20 protein-coding genes are annotated in these 25,423 nt (G+C 71.6%); 13 read left to right on the top strand and 7 right to left on the bottom strand.

Features of this window, described 5'->3' with window-relative positions:
• Positions 1 to 50 precede the first annotated feature (50 nt).
• Positions 51 to 1,832 (bottom strand): malto-oligosyltrehalose trehalohydrolase, encoded by a 1,782-nt coding sequence (gene treZ, locus ACZ68L_RS11570; protein WP_469576211.1) that lies wholly within the window; start codon positions 1,830 to 1,832, stop codon positions 51 to 53.
• Positions 1,833 to 2,001: 169 nt separating this feature from the next.
• On the opposite strand from treZ, the gene ACZ68L_RS11565 reads away from it, so the two are divergent.
• Positions 2,002 to 3,399 carry a GH1 family beta-glucosidase gene (locus ACZ68L_RS11565; protein WP_469576209.1) on the top strand — a complete coding sequence of 466 codons (1,398 nt, stop codon included), beginning with the start codon at positions 2,002 to 2,004 and terminating at the stop codon, positions 3,397 to 3,399.
• Here the strand turns inward: ACZ68L_RS11565 and ACZ68L_RS11560 are convergent.
• Complete coding sequence (locus ACZ68L_RS11560; protein WP_469576207.1) at positions 3,388 to 4,617, bottom strand: MFS transporter; 1,230 nt, start codon at positions 4,615 to 4,617, stop codon at positions 3,388 to 3,390. The two genes, ACZ68L_RS11565 and ACZ68L_RS11560, sit on opposite strands and share 12 nt — an antisense overlap.
• A gap of 96 nt (positions 4,618 to 4,713) precedes the next feature.
• Between ACZ68L_RS11560 and ACZ68L_RS11555 the strand changes: the two genes are divergently transcribed.
• Positions 4,714 to 5,844: an alpha-L-fucosidase gene (locus ACZ68L_RS11555; RefSeq protein ID WP_469576206.1), complete on the top strand. Its 1,131-nt coding sequence runs from the start codon at positions 4,714 to 4,716 to the stop codon at positions 5,842 to 5,844.
• 50 nt (positions 5,845 to 5,894) lie between these two features.
• Here the strand turns inward: ACZ68L_RS11555 and ACZ68L_RS11550 are convergent, their stop codons facing one another.
• The gene (locus ACZ68L_RS11550; RefSeq protein ID WP_469576205.1) at positions 5,895 to 6,848 is read right to left on the bottom strand and encodes a GNAT family N-acetyltransferase; all 954 of its coding nucleotides are present in this window, start codon (positions 6,846 to 6,848) and stop codon (positions 5,895 to 5,897) included.
• A gap of 180 nt (positions 6,849 to 7,028) precedes the next feature.
• Here ACZ68L_RS11550 and ACZ68L_RS11545 point away from each other — a divergent pair, with 180 nt between their 5' ends.
• Complete coding sequence (locus ACZ68L_RS11545) at positions 7,029 to 7,595, top strand: FHA domain-containing protein (RefSeq protein ID WP_469576203.1); 567 nt, start codon at positions 7,029 to 7,031, stop codon at positions 7,593 to 7,595.
• 28 nt (positions 7,596 to 7,623) lie between these two features.
• Here the strand turns inward: ACZ68L_RS11545 and lpdA are convergent, their stop codons facing one another.
• Complete coding sequence (gene lpdA, locus ACZ68L_RS11540; RefSeq protein ID WP_469576422.1) at positions 7,624 to 9,027, bottom strand: dihydrolipoyl dehydrogenase; 1,404 nt, start codon at positions 9,025 to 9,027, stop codon at positions 7,624 to 7,626.
• A gap of 147 nt (positions 9,028 to 9,174) precedes the next feature.
• On the opposite strand from lpdA, the gene ACZ68L_RS11535 reads away from it, so the two are divergent.
• Together ACZ68L_RS11535 and ACZ68L_RS11530 are read left to right on the top strand one after the other, a co-directional pair.
• Positions 9,175 to 10,077 (top strand): LysR family transcriptional regulator, encoded by a 903-nt coding sequence (locus ACZ68L_RS11535; protein WP_469576201.1) that lies wholly within the window; start codon positions 9,175 to 9,177, stop codon positions 10,075 to 10,077.
• 127 nt (positions 10,078 to 10,204) lie between these two features.
• A complete protein-coding gene (locus ACZ68L_RS11530; RefSeq protein WP_469576200.1) occupies positions 10,205 to 11,350 on the top strand; it encodes a cytochrome P450 in 1,146 nt (381 codons plus the stop codon).
• Here ACZ68L_RS11530 and treY read toward each other — a convergent pair.
• Positions 11,310 to 13,706: a malto-oligosyltrehalose synthase gene (gene treY, locus ACZ68L_RS11525; RefSeq protein ID WP_469576198.1), complete on the bottom strand. Its 2,397-nt coding sequence runs from the start codon at positions 13,704 to 13,706 to the stop codon at positions 11,310 to 11,312. The genes ACZ68L_RS11530 and treY overlap by 41 nt on opposite strands.
• Positions 13,707 to 13,863: 157 nt before the next feature.
• Positions 13,864 to 16,029, bottom strand: a complete 2,166-nt coding sequence (gene glgX / locus ACZ68L_RS11520; protein ID WP_469576197.1) for a glycogen debranching protein GlgX — start codon at positions 16,027 to 16,029, stop codon at positions 13,864 to 13,866.
• Between the two features lie 427 nt (positions 16,030 to 16,456).
• Here glgX and ACZ68L_RS11515 point away from each other — a divergent pair, with 427 nt between their 5' ends.
• Both ACZ68L_RS11515 and ACZ68L_RS11510 read left to right on the top strand, forming a co-directional pair.
• Entirely contained in the window at positions 16,457 to 17,689 is a 1,233-nt protein-coding gene (locus ACZ68L_RS11515) for an SAV2148 family HEPN domain-containing protein (protein WP_469576194.1), read from the top strand.
• A 78-nt stretch (positions 17,690 to 17,767) separates the two neighbouring features.
• Positions 17,768 to 18,496, top strand: coding sequence for an exonuclease domain-containing protein (locus ACZ68L_RS11510; protein WP_469576193.1), 729 nt, complete (start codon positions 17,768 to 17,770; stop codon positions 18,494 to 18,496).
• A gap of 88 nt (positions 18,497 to 18,584) precedes the next feature.
• Here the strand turns inward: ACZ68L_RS11510 and ACZ68L_RS11505 are convergent, their stop codons facing one another.
• Positions 18,585 to 19,451, bottom strand: a complete 867-nt coding sequence (locus ACZ68L_RS11505) for a phosphotransferase enzyme family protein (protein WP_469576192.1) — start codon at positions 19,449 to 19,451, stop codon at positions 18,585 to 18,587.
• Positions 19,452 to 19,555: 104 nt separating this feature from the next.
• Here ACZ68L_RS11505 and ACZ68L_RS11500 point away from each other — a divergent pair, with 104 nt between their 5' ends.
• The 6 genes from ACZ68L_RS11500 to ACZ68L_RS11475 all read left to right on the top strand — a co-directional run bounded on the left by ACZ68L_RS11500 (position 19,556) and on the right by ACZ68L_RS11475 (position 25,384).
• Entirely contained in the window at positions 19,556 to 20,527 is a 972-nt protein-coding gene (locus ACZ68L_RS11500) for a carbohydrate ABC transporter permease (RefSeq protein ID WP_469576190.1), read from the top strand.
• Positions 20,524 to 21,363, top strand: coding sequence for a carbohydrate ABC transporter permease (locus ACZ68L_RS11495; protein ID WP_469576187.1), 840 nt, complete (start codon positions 20,524 to 20,526; stop codon positions 21,361 to 21,363). The genes ACZ68L_RS11500 and ACZ68L_RS11495 overlap by 4 nt, the downstream gene beginning before the upstream one ends.
• Positions 21,363 to 22,658 (top strand): ABC transporter substrate-binding protein, encoded by a 1,296-nt coding sequence (locus ACZ68L_RS11490; protein WP_469576186.1) that lies wholly within the window; start codon positions 21,363 to 21,365, stop codon positions 22,656 to 22,658. Before ACZ68L_RS11495 ends, ACZ68L_RS11490 begins: the two co-directional genes overlap by 1 nt.
• 442 nt (positions 22,659 to 23,100) lie before the next feature.
• Positions 23,101 to 24,303, top strand: coding sequence for a S8 family peptidase (locus tag ACZ68L_RS11485; RefSeq protein WP_469576184.1), 1,203 nt, complete (start codon positions 23,101 to 23,103; stop codon positions 24,301 to 24,303).
• 122 nt (positions 24,304 to 24,425) lie between these two features.
• Positions 24,426 to 25,001, top strand: coding sequence for a DUF1697 domain-containing protein (locus tag ACZ68L_RS11480; RefSeq protein WP_469576182.1), 576 nt, complete (start codon positions 24,426 to 24,428; stop codon positions 24,999 to 25,001).
• Positions 24,998 to 25,384: a nuclear transport factor 2 family protein gene (locus ACZ68L_RS11475; RefSeq protein WP_469576180.1), complete on the top strand. Its 387-nt coding sequence runs from the start codon at positions 24,998 to 25,000 to the stop codon at positions 25,382 to 25,384. The genes ACZ68L_RS11480 and ACZ68L_RS11475 overlap by 4 nt, the downstream gene beginning before the upstream one ends.
• The last annotated feature ends 39 nt before the right edge of the window (positions 25,385 to 25,423 follow it).

The following is a 25,423-nucleotide window of genomic DNA, read 5'->3' as shown; positions in this document are numbered from 1 at the left end:
GGTGGGCCCCCGTCCCTGCCGGTCGGCGCGGGCCCCCGGCCCCCGGTACCTCAGTCGTCGGCCAGCACCACACACGACTCCGGCGGCAGATGCAGCAGCCCGTCGCCGTCCGGCGCCTCCACCGGCTCCCACGCGGCCACCACCCTGCCTCCGGCGCCCCGGCGCCGGCCGCCACCCAGCGCGATCACGGCCGGCTTCTCGTCGAGGTTGACCGCGATCCGCAGATCGCCCCTGCGGTACGCCAGCCAGCGCGCCTGCTCGTCGTGGGCGGTGCGCACCGATGCCAGATCCGGGTCGGAGAGGTCGGGCAGCATACGGCGCAGGGCGATCAGCTCGCGGTACCAGGCGTGCAGCCGGGCGTGCGGCTCCCGCGCCGGTTCGCTCCAGTCCAGGCAGGAGCGGTTGCGGGTGGCCGGGTCCTGCGGGTCCGGGATGTCGTCCACCGCCCAGCCGTGTGCGGCGAACTCACGCCGCCTGCCGGTGCGGACCGCCTCGGCGAGCGCCGGATCGGTGTGGTCGGTGAAGAACTGCCAGGGGGTCCGGGCGCCCCACTCCTCGCCCATGAACAGCATCGGGGTGAACGGCCCGGTCAGTACGAGGGCCGCGGCGCAGGCCAGCAGGCCGGGGGAGAGCGTGGCCGAGAGCCGGTCGCCCTGCGCCCGGTTGCCGATCTGGTCATGGGTCTGGGCATAGCCGACGAAGCGGTGGGCCGGGGTGCGGGCGATGTCGACCGGACGGCCGTGGGTACGGCCGCGGAAGCTGGAGTACGTACCGTTGTGGAAGAACGCGCTCGTCACGGTCTTGGCGACGGCGGCCAGCGGCGCGGCGGCGAAGTCCGCGTAATAGCCCTGCGACTCTCCCGTCAGCGCGGTGTGCAGGGCGTGATGGAAGTCGTCGTTCCACTGGGCGTGCAGTCCGATGCCACCCGATGCGCGCGGTGTGGTCGTCCGCGGGTCGCAGAGGTCGGACTCGGCGATCAGCGACAGCGGACGGCCGAGTCCGGCCGCGAGCGCGTCGGTCGCCGCGGCCAGTTCCTCCAGGAAGGTCAGCGCCCGGGTGTCGGCCAGGGCGTGGACGGCGTCCAGCCGCAGCCCGTCGAGCCGGTAGTCCCGCAGCCAGGCGAGCGCGCTGCCCAGCAGATACGCCCGCACCTCGTCCGAACCGCGGGCGTCGAGATTGACCGCCGCGCCCCACGGGGTGTGATGCGTCTCGGTGAAGTACGGCCCGAAGGCCGGGAGGTGATTGCCGGACGGGCCGAGGTGATTGTGGACCACGTCCAGGAGGACCGCGAGCCCGAGACCGTGCGCCGTGTCGACGAAGCGCTTGAGCCCTTCCGGTCCGCCGTACGGTTCGTGCACGGCCCAGGGCGACACCCCCTCGTACCCCCAGCCGTGCGTGCCGGGAAAGGGGCAGACCGGCATCAGTGACACATGGGTGATGCCCAGTTCGGCGAGGTGGCCGAGTCGGGCCGCCGCGGCGTCGAAGGTGCCCTCGTCGGTGTACGTACCGATGTGCAGCTCGTACAGGACGGCGCCGGGCAGCCCCCGGCCCGCCCAGTCGTTGCGCCAGTCGTACACCGAGTGGTCGACGACGGCGCTCTCGCCGTCCGGCCCGTCCGGCTGGCGGCGCGACCGCGGATCGGGCAGCACGGGCCCGCCGCTCGCGCCGTTCCCGCCCGCGTTCAGGACGAAGCCGTAGCGGTCCCCGTCCGACGCCTCCGCCTCCACCGTCCACCAGCCGTCCCGCAGGGGATCGCGCCCCATCGCCCGCGGCTCACCCCCCAGCCGCAGTCCGACCGAGTCCGCATCCGGTGCCCATACCTCGAACAGCATGCAACGCTCCTCGTCTCATCGCCCCCGTGCCCCATGGTCGGCAGTAGCCGCGACGGCTGACTCACGACACTGGATCGAGCCCGTTACTGGCGATTAAGGTCTGGTTCTGATCATTGCCCCGCCAGGTTCTGCTCAATACGCACTCCCTCTTACGGCTGTGGAGGCCGAGATGAATGTGCCGTCGTCGAATGTGCCGTCGTGGGAGGTGCCGTCGTTCCCGCCCGGATTCCTCTGGGGAGCGTCCGCCTCCGCGTTCCAGACCGAAGGGGCGTCCGACACCGACGGCAAGGGCCCCTCGGGCTGGGACGCCTTCGCCGCACAGCCCGGACGGATCAAGGACGGTACCGACACCACCCGGGGGACCGGCTTCCACCAGCGCTACCGCGAGGACGTCGCCCTCCTGGCCGGCCTCGGCGCCGACGCCTTCCGGTTCTCCATCAGCTGGCCGCGGGTGGTGCCCGGCGGCAGCGGACCGGTCAACCCACGGGGGCTGGACTTCTACGACCGGCTCGTCGACGAACTCTGCGCCCACGGCATCACCCCGGCCCCCACCCTCTACCACTGGGACACCCCGCTGCCGCTGGACGAGGCGGGCGGCTGGCTCAACCGGGACACGGCCTACCGCTTCGCCGAGTACGCGGGCATCGTCGCCGAGCGCCTCGCCGACCGCGTACCGATGTGGATCACCCTCAACGAACCGGCCGAAGTGACGATGCTCGGCTACGCCCTGGGCGAGCACGCGCCGGGCCGCACCCTCCTCTTCGACGCCCTCCCCGCCGCTCATCATCAGCTCCTCGCCCACGGCCTGGCGGTCCGCGCCCTGCGCGGCGCGGGCGCGGACAACATCGGTATCGCCGTCTCGCACACCCCCGTCTGGACCGCCGGGGACACCGACGAGGACCGCTTCGGCGCGGAGCTGTACGACACGATCACCAACTGGCTGTTCGCCGATCCGATCCTCACCGGGCGCTACCCCGACGAGAACTTCGCCGCGCTGATGCCCGGCCCGGTCGAGGACGACCTGTCGACCATCTCCACCCCGCTCGACTGGTACGGGGTCAACTACTACAACCCCACCCTCGTCGGCGCTCCCGACGCAAAGGCCCTGGGCTCCTTCTCCGGCTTCGCGATTCCCGCCGAACTCCCCTTCGGCATCCGTGAGATAGAGGGCTACGAGAAGACCGACTTCGGCTGGCCCGTCGTCCCCGACGGCCTGCGTGAAACCCTTGTCCAGCTCCGCGACCGCTTCGGCGACCGGCTCCCGCCGCTCTACATCACCGAGAACGGCTGCGCCGTCGACGAACCCGCCCGGGACACCCGACGCATCGCCTACCTCGAAGGACATCTGAAGGCCCTGCGCACGGCCATCGACGCGGGCGTCGACGTCCGCGGCTACTTCACCTGGTCGCTCACCGACAACGTCGAATGGATCGAAGGGGCCGCCAAACGGTTCGGCCTGGTCCACATCGACTACGAGACGCTGCGCCGGACCCCGAAGGACTCGTACGCCTGGTACCGCGATCTGATCCGAGCGCAGAAATCCGGCACCGGCGGCTCAGTCCACTGACCTGATGCGCCACACCAGAACCCCGCCCACCACCGTCACCACGGTCGACGCCAGATACAGCCCGGCATAGCCGCCCGCGTACGCCACGATCGGCGCGGCCAGTGCCGGACCCAGCACCTGCGGCGCGGAGTTGGCGATGTTGATGACCCCCAGGTCCTTCGCCCGGTCGACGGCCGTCGGAAGGACCTGGGTGATCAACGCCTGGTCGACCGCCACGTAGATGCCGTAGCCGAGCCCGAGCACCACCGCGGCCACCATCGCCGCGGACCAGGTGTGCCGGAACGTCAGCAGCAGCGAACCCGCCGCCATCACCATCGAACAGACGCTGACCATCATCTTCCGCTTGCCCAGCCGGTCCGAGACGACCCCGCCCGCCACCGCCGTCACCACCACACCACCGGTGTAGAGCAGCGTCAGGTACAGGACGCCCAGGTCCGGATCCGGATAGCGCACTGCGTCCTTGAGGAAATACAGCAGATAGAGCGTGCCGATCGCATTTCCCAACTGCACCAGGAAACGGGTCAGCCACGCCCACCCGAAATCGGGATGCAGCCGCGGACTCACCCAGAAGTCCCTCGGCCGGACCGCCGGCCCCCGCACCCGACCGGGCACGGCCGGGTCGCGTGTCAGCAGGACGAACGGCAGCGCGCACAGCACCACGAGCCCCGCCAGCACCAGATAGCCCGGAGCGGTTCCGGTCACCGCCACCGACACCAGCAGCACCCCGAAGACCAGCCCCAGCGTCTGCGGTATCCCGATGAACCCCGACACCGCCGCCCGCTGCCGCACCGGCACCTGGTCGGGAACCACCGCGTTGGTGCCGGCCAGCATCGCGTTCAGCCCCAGCTGCGCCAGACACCAGCCGAGCGCCACCCCGATCACCGTGGTCTGCGCCGCCGTCACCACCAGACCTGCCGCGCCGACCAGCGCACCGCCCAGGATCCACGGATGCCTGCGGCCGAACCGTCCGGCCGTACGGTCCGACAGCGCCCCCGCGACCGGGTTGGCGATCACCGCGACCAGCGCCCCCGCCCCGGTCGCCCAGCCCAGCGCGACCTCCTTGCCGGACGAGGACAGGGCATCGATCTGCTGCGCGAGCAGCACCTGGATCGGGGTGAGGAAAGCCATGTACAGGCCCAGGTTGGCCAGCACCAGACCACCGATCCAGCCACCACCGACGCGTTGCCGCGGTTCCGTACGGGGATCGTCCAGGATCATCGGGCGCTCGCCATCAGCTCGTAAGGGTCCGGCACCGTGCCCCCGGAGGTGCCCGGATCTTACGAACGGCCCCCTGTGTGATCAATACTTCGCGCCATGGTTGCTTCATGGTGGTCCCGGGCCCGACTGGGGATCTTTGTGCACTGGACGCCCGCCTCCGTTCCGGGCTGGGCCCCGCCCTACGTTCCGGCGGACGAACTGCCCCTGGCGGGCCGCCGCTCGCCGCTCGGCTGGACGTCGTACGCCGAGTGGTACGAGAACGCGCTCCGCTTCCCCGGCAGCCCCGTCTTCGCCCATCACCGCGCGACGTACGGCACCCGCCCGTACACCGCCTTCGGGGGCGACTTCAACGACGCCCTGGACAGCTGGGACCCCGCCGCCTGGGCCCGCGGCTTCCGCGCCGCGGGCGCCCGCTACGCCGTCCTCGTCACCAAACACCACGACGGGTTCTGCCTGTGGCCCTCCGAGGTGGAGAACCCGCACCGCACCGGCTGGCACACCACGCGCGACGTGGTCGGTGAATTCGCCGAAGCCGTACGGGCCGAGGGGCTCCGCTTCGGCGTGTACTACTCCGGCGGACTCGACTGGACCTTCGACGACCGCCCCATAGGCACCGGCGCGGACACCGTGTCCGCGGTCCCGCGCGGCAGCTACCCCGCGTACGCGAACGCCCAGATGCGCGAGCTGATCCGCCGCTACCGCCCCGACATCCTCTGGAACGACATCGCCTGGCCCGCCTCCCGCACCGAGGTGCAACGGCTCGTCGCCTACTACCGCTTCACCGTTCCGCACGGAGTCGTCAACGACCGGCTGTTCCCGTATGCCCCGATGTGGCGCGCGCTGCAACTGCCCGGCGCCAAGGCCCTGTACGACCGCTGGGAACGCCGCACCATCGCCCAGGGAGAGGGCTTCGTCCCGCGCAAACCCCCCTACTACGACTTCCGCACCCCGGAATTCGCCCGCTACACCGGACCCGACCCGTACGAAATCACCCGCGGCATCGACCACAGCTTCGGCTACAACCGCAACTCCCCACCGGAGGCGTATCTCGGCCGGGACGCGCTGGACTCGCTGGTGCGGGGGACAGCGGCGGCGGGCGGCAACCTGCTGCTCAACGTGGGGCCGCGCGGCGAGGACGCGACGATCCCCGCCGAGCAGCGGCTCCGCCTGGACTGGCTGGCGGAACTCACCCCGGAACCCCCACCGGACGCACACGTTCCCGGCTGACGCGATGGCCGGCCCGTGCGAACGCGGCCGCCCTCGCGCGGTGCCCGGATTCAGTCCCAGACCATGTCGAAGGCGCGCTCGAAGTTCACATACCCGAGACGTTCGAAGGACTTCGCCATCGGCACGTTGCCGAGGTCGGTGGCGGCCCGGATCCGTTCCACACCGTCCTGCGCGGCCAGCACGCGGGTGCCCTCGGCGAGGAGGTCGTCGATGTAGCCCCGGCCGCGCCGGGCGGGCAGTACGCCGATGTAGGCGATGACCGGGTTGTAGCTGTTGCGCGCCGGGATCACGAACCCGACCGGCTCGCCACCGGGAAGTTCCGCGACGCGCCACCATTCCCGCGGTGTCGTGTACCCCGCCAGCTCCTCGTCGTAGTGCTTCTCGGCCGCCTCGCGGGCGCTCAGCCCGGAGGCCAGGTCCGCCCGGCCGTGGGCGTCGAGGGTGCCCTCCATCACCGGCGTCATCAGCGCGAGGAGATCGTCCCGCCCGTCGACCGGGCGGAAGCGCAGCCGCCCGCTGTCCGCGGGGACCGGCGTACCGGCGCGCCACTCCAGGCGCAGCCGCTCGACCAGCATCCGCGCGCCGGAGCGCTCCATGACCCGGATCCGGGCCTCCACGACCTCGCGGGCGACCGGGTCCTCGCGCCAGTCGGGCGGCACGAACCGTCCGTACTCGGGCCGCGCGGCACCGACGGGCACGACCGCGGCCGTCGCCTCCTCCAGCAGCCGCAGCCCCGCCTCGCCGCGTTCGGGCTCGGGCAGGGTGTCGTCGAGGTCGAAGAAGTCCAGCAGCAGGGGTACCGCGCCGTCCCGGCTCCACCACGCGATCCGCGCCACCACGCGCTCGCCGCGCAACGCCACCCACATCCACTCGGGACGGCGACGCCCGCTCTCCAGGTCCTCGGCGAGCTCGTCGTCGAGGACGTACGACAACCGGCGGAAGAGCCCCAGCTCCTGCGGGCCGCCGAGCGGACGTACGGTCAGTTCCCGTGGTGCGGGGGGCATGCGGTCTCCTCGAAGTGCGCGATGGGCGTTCCGCCTGTGCCGGGCCGCCGGCGGGAGACAGTAGCAACGTCCTTCCCGCGCTGCCCCGGAATTGCGGGCCAGGCGCTCCACGCAGGTCGGGAGCGCGGAAAGCGGGCCCGTTCTGGACACTCCGGGGCGGTCGCCCCGACAATTGGTGCCGTGACGTCCTCCTTCGAGTCCCACACGTATCCCGTGCGGCTGTCCGACGCCCAGCGCGACCGTGTGCTCGGCGTACTCAGAGACGGCGCGGCCCAGGGCATGCTGTCCCACGACACCTTCATGCGACGCATGGAACTGGCGCTCGTCGCCCGGCACCCGGAGGAGCTGGAAGCGCTCACCGCCGACCTGGAGAGCAGGGGCCGCTGGTCGCGGCGGATACTCCGGGTCGTGAGCGGGGTGTCCGGCTTCCCCGGCCGGGTGCGCCGGGTCTGGCAGACCGAACGGCTCCCGAAGCTCCTGCTCCCCGCTCCCAGCCCGCACCCGCTGCGGATAGGCCGCGATCCGGGCAACGGGCTGCGGCTCAGCCACGAGACCGTCTCCCGGCTCCACGCCGAACTCACCGCGCAGGGCGGACACTGGCTGCTGCGTGACCTCGGCTCGACCAACGGCACCTGTGTCAACGGACAGCGGGTCATCGGTACGGTCCCGGTCCGCGAGGGGGACCAGGTGAGCTTCGGCCGGATGAGCTTCCGGCTCTCCGCACCCGTCCTCGGCCCCCCTGCCTGAACCCTCCGAGGCCCCGGCGGCCGTCGGATCAGGACTGCTGGTGCAGACCACGTCCGGCGAGAGTGAGGAACGCTTCGCCGACCGCCTCGGAGAGCGTCGGATGCGCGTGGATGTGACGGGCCACATCGGCCGGTTCGGCGTCCCACCCGACGATCAGCTGGCTCGCGGCGATCATCTCGGAGACGTGCGGACCGACGAGGTGCACCCCGAGCACCCGGCCGCCCCGCTCGGAGACGACCTTCACCATGCCGCCCTGTCCGTGCACCATGCCCTTGGCCACGGCCGTCAGGGGCATGGTGTTGACCAGGACATCGTGTCCGGCGTCACGGGCCTGCGCCTCGGTCAGGCCCACCGCGGCGGTCTGTGGGGACGAGTAGGTGACCCGCGGGACCGCCGCGTAGTCCACCGCCGGTGAGTGGAGACCGGCCAGGGTCTCGGCGACCGCCAGGCCCTCGGCGAAAGAGGCGTGGGCCAGGCCCGGGGACGGCGGCGGCAGCAGATCGCCCACCACGTGGATGCCCGGCACGGACGTTTCGAGACGGGACCAGTCGGCGGGCGCCACGTGGCCGCGGTCGTCGGTGACCAGACCGGCCGCCGCGAGCCCGAGGCCGTCGGTGACCGGGGTCCGCCCCACCGCGACGAGCAGCCGCTCGGCCCGTACCGTGCGGGTCTCCCCGCGCGCGGTGCGCACGGTCCCCCGTACCCCGTCGTCCAGTACGACCACGTCCGACAGCCGGGCCCCCGTCAGCACATCGATGCCGCGCTTCTTCAGACCGCGGGTCAGATGACGCGACACATCGACGTCCTCCAGCGGCACGAGCCGGTCGGCGGCCTCGACCAGGGTGACGTCCGCGCCCATCGACCGGTGGAACGAGGCGTACTCGACCCCGATCGCCCCGCCGCCCAGCACCAGGACGGACCGCGGCAGCCCCGGCGCGAACAGCGCGTCGTCACTGGTGACCACGCGCTGCCCGTCGGCGGTCGGGCCCGGCAGCATGCGTGGTCGCGACCCGGTCGCGAGGACGATGCCGCGGCGTGCGACGACCTCCCCGCGCCCCGTGATGCGGACGGTGCGAGGACCGGTCAACTCGGCGCTCCCGCACACCACTTCGACCCCCGCGTGCGCGAGCCGCCCCGACACGCCCCGGTGGTTGCGCGCCACGATGTCGTCCCGGGTGGCGACCAGCGCCGACCAGTCGACGGCCTCCAGCGTCGTCTTCACACCCCACCGATCCCGCGCCTCCGCGACGCCGTCCACGAGTTCGGCGGCGTGCAGCATCGCCTTGCTGGGGATGCAGCCTCGGTGCAGACACGTGCCGCCGACCTTGTCGCGTTCGGCGAGCACCACCTCCAGACCGAGGGCCGCCGCCCGCAGCGCCGTGGAGTACCCGCCCGTGCCACCGCCGATCACCAGCACATCGGTCTCGTTCATGTGGGCGTCCTCGTTCCTTGCCGTCGTCCCGGTCATGGCCCCAGCCTCCGCTCCGTCCTTGCCATGAGTCCAAGGCAATGTTTCTGTGGATCCGATGCACAGAATTTATGGGTTGCCTTCATGGGTACGGGCCACGAGGAGAACGCGATGAGCCTGCGGCAGATGGAGTACTTCGTCACGGCCGTCGAGGAGTCGTCGTTCACCCGGGCCGCCGAACTCCTCCACGTCACCCAGCCCGCGCTGTCCCACCAGATCAAGGCCCTGGAGAAGACCGTCGGCGGCGCCCTGCTCGAACGGCTGCCGCGCGGCGTGCGACTGACCCCGATGGGCCGCGCCTTCCTGCCGCACGCGGAGCGGTCCGTGCGCAGCGCCGCCCAGGCGAGGCGCGCGGCCCGTGCCGCGGCGGGCGCGGAGGGTGGCGAACTGCACATCGCGACGGTGCACGCGGTGGCCGTCGGCATCCTGCCGGAGGTCTTCGCCCAGTGGCGCCGCGCGCATCCCGGGGTCGGGCTCGTCCTCCACGAGTACGCCACCACGGAGGCCCTGGAGGAACAGGTCGAACGCGGCGCCGCCGACCTCGCCGTCGGCCCGGCGCCGGCCGACTGGACCGGACCCGTCGTCCCGGTCGGCGCGGAGGACATCGTCCTGGTGGTCCCGTTCGACGACCCGCTCGCCGGACGCGCCTCGGTCCGTCTCCAGGAACTGGCCGACCGGCCCTGGGTGCGCTGCGCGATGGAACCCGTCGTCCAGGGACAGGCGTTCCTCGACCGGGCCTGCGGCGAGGCGGGCTTCACCCCTCGTACGGCGGTCCGCACCGAACACACGTCGACGGCGGTACGGATGGCCGCGGCCGGGGTCGGAGTGGCCACGGCCCCCGCGCACATGGTCCGAGGAGCGGTCGGCGAGGACTGTGCGGTCCTCACCGTCGACCCGCCGTGGCGGCGTCGGCTGGCGGTCTTCTCCCGCGTCGAGCTCACCGGGGCCGCCGCCGCGTTCACGGAGCTGCTCAGGGCCTCCCGGCCGTTCGGCCGCCGGTCGCCCACGGACTGAGGCCCGGCCGTCCGGGTACCGCGCCGTCACCCGAACGGCCGTACGCCGACTGCGTGACGCCCCCGTCGGTGATCCCCTTGTGAGGAACCGCGCCGGACACCGGCGCCCTGACGCCCCGGGGGTACGGATGCAGGCCGACGCGCCCGAAGGCATACCGGCACCCGGCCGCCGGACCGGCCGGACGGCGCGTGGATCCCGCCCCGGCACCGGTCCCAGCCTGCTCGCCCCCGGAGCCGCGCACGACCCGTACCGGCTCTACCGTGTCCTGCGCGAGGAATACCCGCTCAGCTACGACGCGCCCCTGGGCGCCTGGCTGGTCAGCCGGTACGCGGATGTGACCAAGGCCCTCGGCGACCCCCGGTTCACCGGATTCCCGCACGACGGTGCCCCGCGCGGCGGCCCCGCGCCCCTCGGGCTCTGCCACGGCAGCCACCTGTGCACGCCGCACGAACAACACGGGACCACGACCGGACCGGGGCCACGTGGCACGACGGATTCCGGACCGGTACCACGTCACATGGCGGGCCCAGGAGCGGTGCGACGTGACATAGCGGCTCCGGGATCGGTGCCACGTCACATGGCGGACTCCGAACCGGTGCCACGTCACATGGCGGAGCGGATCGAGCGCACCGCCTACGTACTGGCGCGCCGCATCGCGGGCCGTCGGCAGGCCGACCTCGTCGAGGACTTCTGCCGCTGGCTGCCCGTCGGATCCACCGCCGGAGCGCCCTCCCGCACGTACGTCACCCGGCTGCCCCGTACCGGCACCGGGAGTACCGCCACCCCATGCCTCCGGGACACCGGACTCCGGGAGACGGCGCTCGCCTCGTTCCTGGCCAACCTCCTGGACGCCCCCGATCTCCTGGCCGCCCTGCGCATCGAACCGGCCCTGGCCGACCGGGCCTGGACCGAGTCGCTGCGCCGCGACCCGCCCGTGCAGATCGTGCTGCGCCGCACCGTCACCGAGGTCACCCTCAGCGGCGGCACGCTGCCCGCCGGGGCCCCCGTCGCCTGTCTGATCGGCTCGGCGGGCCGCGATCCGGAACGGTTCTCCGCCCCCGACCTCTACGACCCCTTCCGCCACGACCAGGGCAATTCCCTCACCGGACCCGCCGGCTGCCCGGCCGTCGTGCTCGGCCGGCTGGAGGCGCGGCAGGGCCTGGGCGCCCTGCTCGACGCGATGCCCCGGCTCCGCTGGGCGGAGGGGTTCCGCCCGGCCGGCACCGGACTGCTCACGCGCGGTCCGCGGGCCCTTCTCGTCCGGCCCGGCTGAGCAGCGCCACCGGACGGTCGGCGAAGAGCTCGGCCGCCGCGACCGCGGCCCCGGTGAACTTCCGGCCGGGTGCCAGCAGATCGGTCCACGGCCCGGCGTCCGGCAGCGTCAGCTCCGTCCCGCGCCAGCCGCCCGACTCCGCCAGCCGCAACGAGAGCCTGGTCACCGCGGTGACCACGTCGCCCGAGCGGCAGAAGGCCAGACAGTGCGCGGCCGCCGGTCCACGGGCACTCAGCGGGGCGTACGTACCCGACTCGCCGAACACCTCGGGCCGTTCGCGCCGCAGCCGCAGCGCGGCCGCGGTGAGGTCGCCCTTCTCACCGAGGGACCACTCCTCGGACGGGTGGGTGAACGGCCGCCGGTTGTCCGGGTCGACCAGCGCCACGTACTCCCGCTCCGTGCCCTGATACAGGTCCGGCACCCCCGGCATCGTCAGCTGGACCAGCGCGGCGCCGAGCACATTGGCCCGGACGTGCGGATCGAGCGCGCCCGCGAACCGCTCCAGCGCCTCGCGCGCCGGACCGGTGTCCGCGGCCGGTCCCGCCGCGACGAAGTCCGTCACCGCCCGCTCGTACACCGGATCCGACTCTGTCCAGTTGGTGAAGAGTCCCGCCTCGCGGACCGCCTTGAGCAGGCTGGGCTCCAGCCGTCCCGCGATCTCCCGGACCGGCACCGTCGCGCATCCGAAGGCGGTCTGCCAGGCCTGCCAGGCGAGCTGCGCGTCGGGCGCGGTCGCGGGAGTCAGCCGCCCCAGCTCCACCAGCAGCGCGGCCCACTGCTCCGGACACTGGGTCAGCACCGCGATCCGGGCCCGTACGTCGGCGCTCCGTTTGGTGTCATGGGTGGTCAGAGCGGTGCCCGTGGCCCACAGGTCGCGCGCCTGCCGGGCACAGAACGCGTGGAACTCCTCCGGCGTCACCGCCGGCCGCCCGGGGTCGCCCCCCACCTCGTTCGCCGAGATCAGCGGTACGTACCGGTAGAACGCCATGTCCTCGACCGACTTGGCGCGCAACGCGGACGCGGTCTGGGCGAACCGGGCACAGAAGGCGGCCCGGTCGGCCCCCGCGCCCAGCCGCCCCAGCGCCAGCTCCCTTACGACGTCGACGGCCGACGCCTCCTCCGGAACGGAGAACACCGCCTTGGCGTCCCGCACGGCCGAATCCGGGAGCGCCGCCTCGGCCGTCTCGGTGCGGGGACCCCCGGCCGTCGTGTACGGGCGGTAGACGGGCACCCGTACGAGCAGTTCGCGCACGGCGGTGTGCAGCGTCCACGGGGCGTGGTCGCGCAGGGCGGGGTCCTCGGCGCAGACGCGCACGGCGAGCCGGGTCAGCAGCGCGGTCTCGGCGGCCAGCTCGTGCGTCACCACCCGGTACGCGGCCCGGCGGACCGTCGCCGCCCAGTCACCGCCGCGCCCCTCGGCGGGGCGCGCGTACGCGCGGTAGTGGCCGACCAGCTCAGCGGCGCCCATCGGGTCGACGAAGACCCCGTCGACACGGTGCAGCGCGTCGTACCCGGTGGTCCCCGCGACCGCCCAGTCCGCGGGCAGCGGTTCGGCGCCGGTGAGGATCTTCTCCACCACCGTCCACCGCCCGCCGGTCGCCGCCGAGAGCCGCTCCAGATAGGCCGCGGGCTCGGCGAGTCCGTCGGGGTGGTCGATGCGCAGCCCGTCGACGACCCCGTCCCGCAGCAGTTGGAGGATCTTGTCGTGGGTGGCGGCGAAGACCTCCGGGTCCTCCACCCGCACCCCGATGAGGTCGGAGATGGTGAAGAACCGCCGGTAGTTCAGCTCGGTACGGGCCAGCCGCCACCAGCCGAGCCGGTAGTGCTGGGCATCCAGCAGCTCGGGCAGCGGCAGGCGGGCGGTGCCGGCCCGGAGCGGGAACTCCTGCTCGCCGTGGCGCAGCACCTCGCCGTCGACCCGGAGCCTGTCGAGCTCGTCGCCGATCCGCCCGGCGAGCACCGGCAGCAGCACCTTGCCGCCCCCCGCCGCCCAGTCGATGTCGAACCAGCGGGCGTACGGGGACCCTGGACCTTCGCGCAACACCTCCCACAGGGCTCGGTTGTGGCGCGGAACAGCCGCCATGTGGTTCGGCACGATGTCCACCACCAGCCCGAGACCGTGCGCGCGCGCCGTACGGGCCAGCTCCCGCAGCCCCTCCTCACCGCCGAGTTCGGCGCGTACCCGGGTGTGGTCGACGACGTCGTATCCGTGTCTGGAGCCGGGCACGGCTTCGAGCACGGGGGAGAGATGCAGATGGGAGACGCCGAGCGCGGCGAGATACGGCACGGCGTGAGCGGCGGCCGAGAACGGGAAGTCCGGCTGGAGCTGGAGCCGGTAGGTGGCGGTGGGCGTCATGCGCCGTTACGTACCCAGCCCGCGGACTTCTGTGTCACGGAACGCCGCAAAGGGCTCGACCGGCGGTGTGGCCGAACACCGGACGGACCGTCGGTCCCCGAGCCGGCACCGAGGGGGCCGCCGGGCCCCGGCCGACCGCGGGCCGCCGTCCCCGGCCCTACGCGGGGCGCTGCAACACCGCCATGCTCCGCCCGACCAGCGTCACCCGTTCGCCCGCCGACACCTTCGGTCCCGAGCGGGGAAGCACCCCGGCCGGGCGTGCCGTGTCGACCACCACCATCCACTGCCGGCCGTGATTCACCGGAACGGAGAAGTCCAGCGTGTCGGCGCTCGCGTTGAACATCAGCAGGAACGAGTCGTCGGAGATCCGCTCGCCGCGCGGCCCAGGCTCCGAGATCGCGTGACCGTTGAGAAAGACCGTCAGCGCCTTGGCGTGCGCGGCCTGCCAGTCCCGCTGCGTCATCTCGCCGCCCTCGGGCGTGAACCAGGCGATGTCCGAGAGCTCGTCGTGCGTGCCCTCGACCGGACGCCCGTGGAAGAACCGGCGGCGCCGGAAGACCGGATGGTCGCGGCGGAGCCAGACCATCGCCCGGGTGAACTCCAGCAGGCTGCTCCCGAGACCGTCCGCCTCGTCCGGAGCGTCCTCGTCCGCGTCGCTTCCCGCGGCTTCGGCCGGCTCGGGCCAGTGCACCCACGACAACTCGCTGTCCTGGCAGTACGCGTTGTTGTTGCCCCGCTGCGTACGCGCGAACTCGTCGCCGTGGCTCAGCATCGGCACGCCCTGCGACACCATCAGCGTGGCGATGAAGTTCCGCATCTGCCGCATCCGCAGCTCCAGCACCTCCGGCTGGCCCGTCCCGCCCTCCGCGCCGCAGTTCCAGGACCGGTTGTGGCTCTCGCCGTCCCGGTTGCCCTCGCCGTTCGCCTCGTTGTGCTTCTCGTTGTACGAGACCAGGTCGTGCAGCGTGAATCCGTCGTGGCAGGTGGTGAAGTTGATCGAGGCGAGCGGCCGCCGTCCGTCGTCCTGGTACAGGTCCGACGAGCCCGTCAGCCGTCCGGCGAATTCGGCGAGGGTCCTCGGCTCGCCCCGCCACAGGTCCCGCACGGTGTCCCGGTACTTGCCGTTCCACTCGGTCCACAGCGGCGGGAAGTTCCCCACCTGGTAGCCGCCCTCGCCCACGTCCCACGGCTCGGCGATCAGCTTCACCTGGCTGACCACCGGGTCCTGCTGCACCAGGTCGAAGAACGACGACAGTCGGTCCACCTCGTGGAACTGCCGGGCCAAGGTGGCCGCCAGGTCGAAGCGGAAGCCGTCCACATGCATCTCCGTGACCCAGTACCGCAGGGAGTCCATGATCAGCTGGAGTACGTGCGGCGACCGCATCAGCAGGGAGTTCCCGGTCCCCGTGGTGTCCATGTAGTACCGCTGGTCGTCCGCGAGCCGGTAGTACGAGGCGTTGTCCAGGCCCCGGAAGGAGAGCGTCGGACCCAGGTGGTTGCCCTCCGCGGTGTGGTTGTAGACCACGTCGAGGATCACCTCGATGCCGGCCTGGTGCAGCGCCCTCACGGCCTGCTTGAACTCCAGTACCTGCTCGCCGCGGTCGCCCCAGGAGGCGTACGCGTTGTGCGGGGCGAAGAATCCGATGGTGTTGTAACCCCAGTAATTGGCCAGCCCCGCGTCCGACAGCCGGTGGTCCTGGACGAACTGGTGCACCGGCATCAGCTCGATCGCCGTGACCCCCAGTTCCGTCAGATGGGCGATCACCTCGGGATGGGCCAGTCCCGCGTAGGTGCCGCGCAGTTCCTTCGGCAGCCCCGGATGGAGCATCGTCAGGCCCTTCACATGGGCCTCGTAGATCACCGTGCGGTGGTAGTCGGTACGGGGGCGCCGGTCGTCGCCCCAGTCGAAGTACGGATTGACCACGACCGAGGTCATGGTGTGCGGCGCCGAGTCGAGATCGTTGCGCGCGTCGGGCCGGCCGAAGGGATAGCCGTACACCGCCTCGCCCCACCGGATCTGCCCGGCGACCGCCCTGGCATAGGGGTCGAGCAGCAGTTTCGCCGAGTTGCAGCGGGCGCCGCGCTCCGGTTCGTACGGTCCGTGGACCCTGAATCCGTACCGCTGACCGGGCATCACCCCGGGAAGGTAGGCATGGCGGACGAAGGCATCGGTCTCCCTGAGCTCCACCGCCGTCTCGGAACCGTCGTCGTGCAGCAGGCACAACTCGATCCGGCCGGCGGCCTCGGAGAAGACCGCGAAGTTGGTCCCGGCGCCGTCGTACGTGGCGCCGAGCGGATACGCCTGTCCCGGCCAGACCTGCATAGGTTCGACTCTTCCACTTCTGATCCGGGTGTCTGGGGCTTGCGGGCTGCTTCAGACCGACCGGCGCATGGGGGGCGGCGCCGCGGGGCTCCTTCTCCCACCCCCCATGTGCCGGTCGGTCTCAGCCAGATCTTCCCCGAAAGAGGTGCGGCTACCTAGGACGTCGCGCGGTCCGGTCAACATCGGGCCTCTCCGTGTCGCCCGAAACCGGAATCCGGGGCCCCGAATCGGCCGCAGGCCCCGTACCGGGCCCCGGGTGAGGTGCTCAATCACTATGAATCCGCTCACTACGGCAGATCTTGCCCCCAGGAACATGCTTACGTCACAGGGGAGTTGAGGAAGCAGCCTGCGCATCCGGCTGCACCGGCTCCCGCTCGCGGAGTACCCTTCCTTGATCGTTGGTGGGGGAGTGGAAGGCGGTGCGCGGTTGAGCTCGGGAGGGTTCGAGCTGCCCCCAGGTGACCCGGGTCACGAGGGGGACTCCACCGATGCTCCGCCCGGGGCGGTGTCGCTTGTGCGGCCCATGGAGATCGGTGCGGAGCTGGACTGGGGAGCGGACGCCTGGAAAGAGGTGCGCACGCGTGCCCAGCGGGCCGGGCGGGCCTACATCTGGCTGAATCTCGTGGAGCAGCGGCTGCGCGCCGTGGTCGCCGCGGTGCTCCGGCCCATCTACGAGCCCGTCCACGGCGAGGACTGGGTGGTGGCCGCCGCCGGACCCGCCGGGCAGGAGTGGGTGCAGCGCGCCGTCGCCGTGCGCGAGGTCTCCCGCCGCAAGGGCTATCTGCTGGACCCGGCCGACGACAACGTTCTCAGCTTCCTCACGCTGCCGCAGCTGCGCGAGCTGATGGTCCAGCACTGGCCGTGCTTCGAGCCGTACTTCGACGACCGGCGCGAGGTCGAGCTGGCGCTCGACGAACTGGAGGTCGCCCGCAATGTGGTCTCCCGCAACCGCGCCCTGAACGAGGCGGTTCTCGCCCAGGCCGAGCGCGCCTCCGCCCGGCTCCTGGAGATCCTGGGCAACGGCGCCGCGGTCCCGTCGTCCGACCGGCTGCCGGTCGACGCCGTCGAGGAGCTGGTCGGCGACCGGTACGCGGACGTGGTCTCCGTCCACTCCGACCGGGTGCGGCTCCAGCGCCAGCTGCCCGCCGAGGACCTCTTCGGCGGTTCGCGCCGTCTCGACGCGATCGGCATAGGGCTCAACCTGCTCGTGCAGAACTTCTCCGGCCGCAGACTGATCCGGCTGGCCGAGTCGGGCTGCCGGGTCCGGCTGCTCTTCATCAATCCGGCGAGCAGCGCGGTCAAGCGCCGGGAACGGGAGCTGGGTCTCAAGAAGGGCGAGCTGAGCCGGTCGGTGGAGATGAACATCCTCCACATGCGCCGGGTCCGCTCCAAGCTCCGTGACCCGGGTGCCTTCGAGATCCATGTCTTCGACGAGACGCCGCGCTTCACGGCCTATCTGGTCGACGGCGACGGGACGGACGCGGTCGGGGTCGTCCAGCCGTATCTGCGGCGCGCACGCGGCATGGAGGCGCCCGTGCTGGTGCTGCGGGGCGGCGGGCGTGCGGTGGTCCGGGCGGGGCAGGACAACGAGCACGGGCTGTTCGAGACGTACCGCGAGGAATTCGAGTCCGTGTGGACGGACTCCAGGCCCGTCTCCTGAGGGGCTGTCGCTCCGTTGTCAGTGGTGCGTGCGAGGGTGGTCGTCACCTGGGGGAGAGCACCACGAAGGAGGTACGGGATGAGCTGGCACCGGGAGGCGCTGGTCGGCTTCGACCTGGAGACGACGGGTACGGAACCGCTGGAGGCCCGGATCGTGACGGCCGCGGTCGTCGGCGTCGCGGGCCGGGACGGGGAGCCGGTGCGGCAGCGCAGCTGGCTGGCGGATCCGGGCGTCCGGATTCCCGCACAGGCCTCGGCGATCCACGGCATCAGCAGCGAGCGGGCGGCGGCGGAGGGCCGGCCGGTGCGCGAGGTGGCCGACGAGATCGCCGAGACGCTCACCGGCTACTGGCGCCAGGGCGTCCCGGTCGTCGCGTACAACGCGGCCTTCGACCTGACGCTGCTGACGGCGGAGCTCCGCCGGCACGGGCTGCCGTCGCTGAGCGACCGGCTCGACGGGGCGGGGATCGGACCCGTCATCGACCCGTACACCATCGACCGGGCCGTCGACCGCTACCGCAAGGGCAAGCGCACCCTCGAAGCGGTCTGCATCGAGTACGGAGTGGTGCACGGCGGCGCCCATGACGCGGGGGCGGATGCGCTGGCCGCGGTCCGGGTGGCGTACGCGATAGCCGAGCGGCACGCCTCGGTGGCCGGGCTGACCGCCGCCGAGCTGCATGAACGCCAGGTGGAGTGGTACGCGCAATGGGCGGCCGACTTCCAGCAGTTCCTGCGCCGCAAGGGCACGGCGGACGCGGTGGTCGACGGTCACTGGCCCCTGAGGGAGCCGGCCCGGGTGACGGGCTGAGGCTCCAGGCCCATCCGGCCCGGGGCCTCTTCCGGGCCCGTCCGGTGGCCGGGGGCGCCACGGCCGCCGGACGGTCCCGGTCACAGCGTCAGAACGGATACCACCGCACCGCGGTGTCGCCGCCGCGCAGCGACGCCACCCGGCGGCGGAACTCCGCGAGGGCCTTCGGGTTGGTCGGCGCGTGCTGGGACACCCACGCGCAGCTGGCCGTCTCCCGTGCCCCGCGCAGCACCGCGCAGCCGTCCCATGCGCGGACGTCCCAGCCGTAAGCGGCCGTGAAGGCGTCGTACGCCTCGGCCGCCAGCCCGTAGCGGTCCCGGGACAGGGCGAGCACCACCAGATCGTGCTCGCGCAGATCCGTGGAGAAGGTCTCCAGATCGACCAGCACCGGCCCGTCCGGGCCGACGTGGACATTCCTGGGGAGCGCGTCGCCATGGATCGGGCCGGGCGGCAGATGGGGGACCAGCGCGGCCGCGGCCGCGGCGAAGCCGTCGCGGCGCTCGCGCAGATAGTCGGCGTCGGCCGGATCGATCGCGTCGCCCGCGAGCCGAAGCCAGCGCTCGACGCCGCCGAGCAGCTCACGGCGCGGCAGCGTGAAGCCGTCCGGGGCGGGCAGCGCATGCACCTGGGTGAGCAGCGGGGCGAGATCGCGCGGCTCGGCCGGGCGTACCGCGTCGGGCAGCCGGTGCCAGAGGGTCACCGGGTGGCCCTCCACCAGCCGCGCCCCGGGCTCCGCGACCCGTACGGCGGGGACACCGGAGGCGGCCAGCCACTGAGCGACGGCCACCTCGCGCTCGGCCCGGTCCCGCAGTTCCGGGTTCCGCACGGCGTCCCGGCCGACCTTGACCACCAGGTCGTCCACGGCGAACACCGCGTTCTCACCCAGCGCGAGCAACTCCGCACCGCCGGGCAGTCCGGCAGCGGTCAGCACCTCGCGCGCACACATCTCGTTCATGTCTCCGATTTTCGCATCCGTGCAGGCCCGCTTGACGAACCGACGGACCGTCAGCACGATGACGAGGGCCACCTGAGCGGCCAGAACGGTATGAAACCGATCGAATGACGCAAGGGGGCGAATCCGTGACATTAGCGACTGCAACCGTACGAACCGGGCGGCGCGGCCCGACCGGTGGCCCGCACGGCAAGCGGATCCGGACGACCGGCCGGAGCGCGGGCACCTGGTTCCTGGTGCTGCCCACGCTGATCCCGATCCTGATCCTCAGCGTCGGCCCGCTCCTCTACGGCATCGCGCTGGCCTTCACCGATGCCCAGTCCGGCCGCACCCGCTCCACCCAGTGGGTCGGCGGGCTGAACTTCCAGGACCTGCTGCACGACGCCCTGTTCTGGGACTCGTTCCGCATCGGCCTGCTGTGGGCGGTCGGCGTCACCGTCCCGCAGTTCGTACTGGCGCTCGGCCTCGCCCTGCTGCTCAACCAGAATCTGCGCATGCGCTGGCTGGCGCGGGCACTGGCGATCATTCCGTGGGCGATGCCGGAGGTGGTCGTCGGCATCATGTGGCGGCTCGTCTACCACCCGGACGCGGGTGTCCTCAACGAGACGATCCGTGATCTGGGCCTCGGCGACGGCCGGGACTGGCTCACCGGGCTCGCCACCGCCCTGCCCGCCGTGATCGTGGTGGGTATCTGGGCCGGCATGCCGCAGACCACCGTCGCCCTGCTGGCCGGACTGCAGAACACCCCGCACGAACTCCATGAGGCGGCCGCACTGGACGGGGCGGGCGCCTGGCGCCGCTTCCGCACCGTCACCTGGCCCGTGCTCAGACCGGTCGCACTCTCCATCACCGCGCTCAACTTCATCTGGAACTTCAATTCCTTCGCCCTGGTCTACGTGCTGACCAACGGAGGACCCGGGGGCCGGACCCGGCTGCCGATGCTCTTCGCGTACGAAGAGGCCTTCCGCTACGGACAGTTCGGCTACGCCGCGGCGATGGGCTGTGTGATGGTCGCGGTGATCTCCGTGATCCTCGCGGTGCATCTCGTCGGCCGGCTCGGAGGAGGCGAGGACCGGTGAGCATGCGTACCAGCGGATCCGCGCGGGCCGGACAGTACGTCGCGCTGCTCGGCTATCTCGTCTTTCTGGCGTTCCCGTTCCTGTGGCTGATCTCCACCGCCTTCAAACCGGCGCGGGAACTGGGCTCCCTGCATCCGACCTGGATCCCCGAACACCCGACGCTGGACAACTTCCGCAAGGCGTTCGACGAACAGCCACTGCTCCAGGCCGCCGCCAATTCACTGATCGCCGCGCTCTGCGCCGCCATCGTCGCGGTGCTCATCGCCACGCCCATGGCCTATGTCATGGCCCGCCACCGCTCCAGGCTCTCGACGGTCACCACCGGATGGGTCGTGGTCAGCCAGGCGTTCCCGTTCGTCCTGCTGATCATTCCGCTTTTCCTGGTCCTGAAGCATCTCCATCTGATCAACTCCCTGTGGGGTCTGGTCATGGTGTACGTCGTCTGGGCGCTGCCCTTCGCGCTGTGGATGCTGACCGGCTACGTACGGGCCGTGCCCGCAGAGCTCGAAGAGGCCGCCTCCGTCGACGGCGCGGGCCGGCTGCGGACGCTCGTCTCGGTCACCGCCCCGCTGCTGGCCCCCGGCATCGTCGCCACCGCACTCTTCGCGTTCATCACCGCATGGAACGAGTTCTTCTTCGCACTCGTCCTGCTCAAGACACCGGAGAAACAGACCTTGCCGGTCGTGCTGACCCACTTCATCGGGGCGGAGGGCGCGGCCGATCTCGGGCCGCTCGCCGCCGCCGCGTTCCTTGCCACCCTGCCCTCACTGGTCGTCTTCGCGATCATTCAGCGGCGGATCACGGGCTCCCTGCTGGCCGGGGCGGTGAAGAGCTGATGAGCGCTCGCCTACGGACGGTGGCCGCCGTCGCCACCGCGCTGGCCCTGCTGCTCACGGGCTGCGCGGGGACGGGCGACGGCGAGGACGGCAGCGGACGGAGCGAGCTCAGCTTCCAGTCGCTGGCCTGGCAGAAGGAATCCGTCGACGCCAACAAGCAACTGGTGAGGGAGTGGAACGAAACCCACCCCGACATCCATGTCACCTACGTCCAGGGCAGCTGGGACACCGTCCACGACCAGCTGCTGACCTCCTTCGAGGGCGATGAGGCGCCGGACGTCATCCATGACGCCTCCGACGACCTCGCCGACTTCGCCTACGGCGGCTACCTCGCCGATCTGCGCACGCTCCTCCCGGACCGGCTGACCGCCGACATCCCGCAACAGAGCTGGCAGACCACCACCTTCGGGGACGGCGTCTACGGAGTGCCGTTCCTCCAGGAGCCCCGCGTCCTGATCGCCAACACCCGGATCCTCAAGGAGTCGGGCGTCCGCATCCCCACCCCCGACAGCCCCTGGAACTGGACCGAGTTCCGTCAGGTCACCAAGGAACTGACGAGCGACGGGAGGTACGGCGTCGCCTGGCCGCTGAAGGAGCCGGTCTCCGTCACCCTCAACCTCGGGCGCTCCGCCGGCGGCCGGCTCTTCCACCGCGGAGCCGACGGCAAGGTCACCATCCGTTCGGACCAGGGTGATCAGGTCGTCCCCGGAACCATTCGCGACCAGGTCGAAACCGACCGAAGCGCCGCCCGCACCGCGCTCGGCATGGGCGGCTCCGACACGCTTCCCGGATTCTTCGGCGGCAAGTACGCGATGGTCCCGCTCGGCTTCTCGTACCGCCAACAGGTCGTCGAACAGGCCCCCGAGGGCTTCGAGTGGACGGTCCTGCCCGCCCCCGCGGGCAGCGAGGGCCTTGCCCAGGGGGTGAGCCCGCAGACCCTTTCCGTCTCGCAGGCCAGCCCGCACAAGAAGGAGGCCGCGCGGTTCATCGACTTCCTGCTGCGACCGCGGAACATGGTGCGACTGGCCAAGGGGGACTGGATGCTCCCGACCGGTACCGATGCCCTCGCGGACCCGGCCCTGCACACCGACAAGGACGGCTGGGCGACCGGTGTCGCGGTCGCGAAGAAGCTCAGCCCGGCACCCGCGCAGTCGGTCCGCGGTTACCCGGAATGGAAGGACAAGGTCGCCACGCCGGCCCTCCAGGAGTACTACAGCGGGGCGATCGGTACCGAGGAGCTGAGGAAACGTCTGGTGGACGACGGAAACCGGGTGCTGGCCCGCTATCAGCGCTGACACGTCAGGTGCGGCCAGGGTCTCTCGTTCGGATCATGCCGGGCTCGCGTGCTGTGAACGAATGACCCCGGTGGCCGAGACGTCCCGCCGGTGAGGCATGACCGATCCTCCCGATATCCGCCGACCGACGGGCGGGGGCGCAATCAGGTCGACTCCTCGTCCGTCCGGGTGCGCCGACGGGGTCCGCCTTCCCTCTTGCGAAGAGCGCCGGTCGTCGTTGCGGGAGCGGCGGGCCCCGCCCGCGCGGCGGAGGCCGCGGAGGCGGGGCCCGACTTGAACACGGCTGGCCGGTTTCTTATTACGAAACCTTGTTGCGTAAGTCACAGCCGGATGAAGTCCTTGATCTGAGCGCGTCAATGAGTGAGGGTTTCGAGCCAACCCCCGGAGATCTTCCGGCCGGGGGTCAATCCCCCCACAAAGAATGACGAGGAGACCCCTCTTCATGGCAATTCACAAGCGCGCACGTCGGATCAAGCTGACCGCCGCCATAACCGCGGTGGCCGCGGCGGCCGGAGTCACCCTGCTGGGCAGCCCCGTCGCCGGAGCCGCACCCGCTCCCGCGATGGGCACCGTCTACGGCGCGGACGCGGCGACCGCCGTCTCGGGCAGCTACATCGTGATGCTGGACCACAAGGCCGACAAGGCGAAGCTCGCCAAGCAGTACGGCGGCAAGCTCCGGCGGAACTACAGCTCAGCCGTCAACGGCTTCTCCGCCAGCGGTCTGTCACTGACCGAGGCCAAGCGCCTGGCGGCCGACCCGGCCGTCTCCAAGGTGGTCCAGAACAAGAAATTCCACATCGACGCCACCCAGGACGACCCGCCGTCCTGGGGGCTCGACCGGATCGACCAGACCGAGACGGCCGGCGACAACGCGTACACCTACCCGGACAGCGCGGGCGAGGGCGTCACCGCGTACGTCATCGACACCGGTGTCCGCACCACGCACAACGAGTTCGAGGGCCGGGCCGGCTCGGGCTACGACGCGGTGGACGACGACGACAGCGCCGATGACGGCAACGGCCACGGCACCCATGTGGCAGGCACCATCGCCGGTGCGACGTACGGCGTCGCCAAGAAGGCGAAGATCGTCGCCGTGCGGGTCCTCGACGACTCCGGCTCGGGCACCACCGAGCAGGTCGTCGCGGGCATCGACTGGGTCACCGCCCACCACGAGGGCCCCTCCGTCGCCAACATGAGCCTCGGCGGCGGCGCGGACGAGGCGCTCGACTCGGCGGTCCAGAAGGCCATCGCCTCCGGGGTCACCTTCGCGGTGGCCGCCGGAAACGATTCCTCCGACGCGAGCGAGACCTCCCCGGCCCGCGTCCCGGAGGCCATCACCGTCGCCTCGTCCACCGTGGACGACGAGCAGTCCTCGTTCTCCAACTACGGCTCGATCGTGGACATCTACGCCCCGGGATCGGACATCACCTCGTCCTGGAACGACAGCGACGACGGCTCCAACACCATCTCCGGTACGTCCATGGCGACTCCGCACGTCGTCGGTGCCGCCGCCGTCTACCTCTCCGGACACCCGGACGCCACCCCGGCGGAGGTCGCCACGGCGCTGACCGACGGAGCCACCCCCGACGCGATCTCCGACGCGACCGAGGGCACGCCGAACAAGCTGCTGAAGATCGTCGAGTAACCGACCTCCGCGGTCGCGACCGGGCGGCAGACGTCCGGCGCGACGGAATCGGCGGCCGCCGCGCCCGCCCCCACGGGGCGCGGCGGCCGCGCGGCGTGGACGGCTCGTCCTATGGTGTGCCCATGACGATGTACGCGGCGCTGTTGCGCGGGATCAATGTGAGCGGCCACAAGAAGGTTCCGATGGCCGAACTGCGCACACTGCTCACCGAACTTGGCCACGGAGACGTCCGTACCCATCTGCAGAGCGGCAACGCCGTCTTCAGCAGCGCGTCGGACGACGAGAACGCACTCGCCGCCGAGCTGGAGCAGGCCATCGAGAAGCGATTCGGCTTCCCGGTCCCCTGCCTGGTCCGGGACGGCGGCTACCTCGCGGCAGTTGCCGCGGCCTGCCCGTTCCCGGCCGCCGAACTCGAAGGCAGGCAACTGCACATCACCTACTACGGGCAGCCGGTCGACGCCGAACGCTTCGCCGGGATCGACGCATCGGCCTTCCTCCCCGAGGAGTTCCGGCTCGGCGACCGCGCGCTCTACCTCTACACGCCCGACGGGCTGGGCCGTTCCAAACTCGCCGAAGTCCTTCTCCGTCCCGCCCTCAACAAGGGCGTCATCGCCACTTCACGCAACTGGAACACCGTCGTCAAGCTCGTGGAGATGACCGCGTCGGCCGGGACCGCACACGACGGAGCCCGCGCATGACCGAACCGTCCCCCGGCGTGGCCGCGGCGGTGGAGGGCGAGCTCAGCCTCCTGGACCCGGTGGTACGTGCCTCCGCCGCACTCCTCACCCAGGTACTGCACCCCGAGTACCGCGAGATCGACTCCGCCGGCCGGGTCTGGGACCGCGACGCGCTGATCGCCTCGCTCACCGGCGAGGACGCCCCGCGTCCCGGGCCGCTCACCGCGTCCCGGATGCGCGGCCTCCAGCTGGACGCCGAACTGGTCCATCTCACCTACGACACCGAGACGAAAGGGCACCTCGCCCACCGCAGCTCGCTGTGGCGGCTGACCGGCGCGGGCTGGGTGCTCTACTTCCACCAGGCCACGCCGTTCGCCGTAGCCGCGAACGGCATCGACGACTAAGGGCTGTCCCGTCATCCCTGGCGGGCGCGCGACGCCAGC

Source organism: Streptomyces sp. NPDC104309 (assembly GCF_055584025.1).
Note: the sequence above shows the minus strand (reverse complement) of the source record. Positions and strands in the feature narration are given on the sequence as shown.